Source organism: Pseudoalteromonas sp. SR45-5, assembly GCF_014163565.1.
GTDB lineage: Bacteria > Pseudomonadota > Gammaproteobacteria > Enterobacterales > Alteromonadaceae > Pseudoalteromonas > Pseudoalteromonas distincta.
In genome coordinates, this window is record NZ_JACJDN010000580.1 from 1 (window position 1) to 2,512 (window position 2,512).

The following is a 2,512-nucleotide window of genomic DNA, read 5'->3' on the forward strand; positions in this document are numbered from 1 at the left end:
TAAGGGTGTGCAATTGCACACCTTTTGTTTATCTGTAAGTTAATGCAATTGTTACTGAACAGCGGTACACTTTATTTTTAATTTTGTGCGGCAAATTATGACTCCCTCAACTTCTCTCATGCAGCCTATCGATTTAGATAATTGGCCTAGAAAGCAACACTTTGAATTATTTAAACACTTTTCTCAGCCTTATTTTAATGTGTGTGTGCGTTTAGATGCTCAAGCACTTTACGACTATTGCAAAACCAATCAATTTTCTTTTTTTCAAGCATATGTATATTGCACCTTAAAAGCGTGCCATGAGTACGATTCAATAATGCTACGTATAATAGATAGTAGGCCATGGTTACTTAATAGTGTTCGCGCAAGTGTGGTTGAGTTGTCTGAAAACGATACGTTTGTTTTTAGTTATTTTAATAGCGCAAGCGATTTTAAAGAGTTTGCAAATCATGCAAGTGACGTAAGCAAAAAAGCGAAACAACAGCCGTTATTTTCTGATGCATTTGCCCAAACAGAAGGGCAGGCCGACTTAATTCATATATCTGTTTTGCCGTGGCTGAATTTTAGTGCGTTTTCGCATGCATTTAGTGAAGGGGAGAGTTTAGGCATTCCTAAATTTGTATTTGGTCAGTTTGATAAACACACAGGTACAATGCCTTTAGCTATCGATGTACACCACTCATTAATGGATGGTTTGCACGTAGCGAAATTTATAAACACATTGCAGGGTACATTTGACTCCTTTTGCAAAGGTTAACTTAAACACGTCATTTAACGGCAGTGCAAAGCAGTAAACAATTTATAAGTAATCTATAAGCAATGCGATGTGAATTACTTTATATTCAAATACATAACCTTATATGCTTGAAAAGCACGTGTGCTGGACATATTTATATACCATACCTTAGCTCAGGAAATCCCCATGATAAATGGACTGTTAATTGTTGTTTTAATTCTTTTTGTGGTGATTTTCTGGCGTTGGCCATCAATTCAAAACCGATTATGGCGCAGTAAATATAAAGACTTTGCTTTAAATTCACAGCAAAAAGATATTTTACTGCGTTGCATGCCCATCTATAAAAAAATGACCGACGCTGACAGAGAAAAGTTAGAGCGACATATTACGTGGTTTTTAAACGAAAAACGCTTTGTCGGTTGTGATGGCTTAAGGCTAACGTCTGCAATGAAGTTAATTGTAGCCGCCGATGCGTGTGTATTAGTGCTTAATAAACCGTGGCCGTTATATAGAAATGTAAAAGAAATTTTATTATACCCAAGTGCTTATTATGCTCCGCAATCAACTCGCGATAGTGCAGGACTTGTGAGTTACCACAATACGGTAAGACTAGGCGAGTCATGGCCTGGCGGCACACTTGTACTCAGTTGGCATGACGTGCTTGAGGGTAATCGTTTACCAAGCGATGGACATAACTTGGTATTTCATGAGTTTGCGCATCAACTTGATCAGGAAACAGGTAAAACAACGGGTACGCCCATTTTAAAAAGCTCAGCAGATTACAAAGAGTGGGGCCGAGTATTTAGCCGTGCTTTCACCCAGTTAAAAAGCCATGTTGCTTATAGCATGCCACACGTTATTCACAGCTATGGCGCAACTAATGAAGCTGAGTTTTTTGCTGTACTCACCGAAACTTTTCTCGAAAAACCCGCAGAGCTTCGCCGATACGATCCTGAAATTTACAGTATGTTAGTTAATTACTATCAATTTGACCCTATTGTTTGGCATTAAACCTACATAAACCGCGCTTTATCATATAACGCTGGCAAGTTGCGTTTGTTTTTGTTGCAATCATGTGAAATAGTTTTTACTGCAACAATAACAAGCGAGAAACGCATGAAAAAAATGCTTCATACAGTATTAGCATTGTCGGTGTCATTAGCGATAGGGCAGGTAAATGCCGCCGAAAAAGACGAACAAAAATGGCAAGTAGATTCACCTAAGGGGCAACTTGTTGACGCTGCAATTAGCGTTGAGCAAGGCACATGGATGAATATAGATGTTAGCCCTGATGGTAAAACCGTGGTGTTTGACTTACTTGGCGATATTTACACTATGCCAATGAGTGGTGGTACAGCTACAAAGCTCACCTCTGATATTGCATGGCAAATGCAACCTCGTTTTAGTCCTAGCGGCAAAAGTATTGCGTTTACCTCCGATCAAGGTGGTGGCGATAACATTTGGATAATGGACTTAAATGGCGAAAACCAACACGCTGTTACCGATGAAACCTTTAGATTACTAAATAGCCCTGCATGGAGTCCTGATGGCGACTACTTAGTTGCGCGTAAACACTTTACAGCTAGCCGCTCATTGGGAGCAGGTGAAGTGTGGTTGTATCACAAAGCGGGTGGCAAGGGCGTACAGCTTACAAAACGCGAGAACGATCAAAAAGATTTAGGTGAGCCAATGTTTTCACCTGATGGTCGTTATGTATACTTTTCGCATGATGCAACACCCGGTAAAACCTTTCATTATTCAAAGGATTCTGTAGCG

The 2,512-nt window shown here is 39.7% G+C and carries 2 protein-coding genes and 1 pseudogene; all 3 read left to right on the forward strand.

The window, feature by feature from the left end:
• The first annotated feature begins 118 nt into the window (after positions 1-118).
• The gene (locus tag H5072_RS16735; protein WP_182694181.1) at positions 119-757 is read left to right on the forward strand and encodes a chloramphenicol acetyltransferase; all 639 of its coding nucleotides are present in this window, start codon (positions 119-121) and stop codon (positions 755-757) included.
• Positions 758-922: 165 nt separating this feature from the next.
• Positions 923-1,747 carry a M90 family metallopeptidase gene (locus tag H5072_RS16740; protein WP_002961680.1) on the forward strand — a complete coding sequence of 275 codons (825 nt, stop codon included), beginning with the start codon at positions 923-925 and terminating at the stop codon, positions 1,745-1,747.
• Positions 1,748-1,852: 105 nt separating this feature from the next.
• Positions 1,853-2,512 (forward strand): annotated as a pseudogene (locus H5072_RS16745) (PD40 domain-containing protein); the annotation flags it as partial.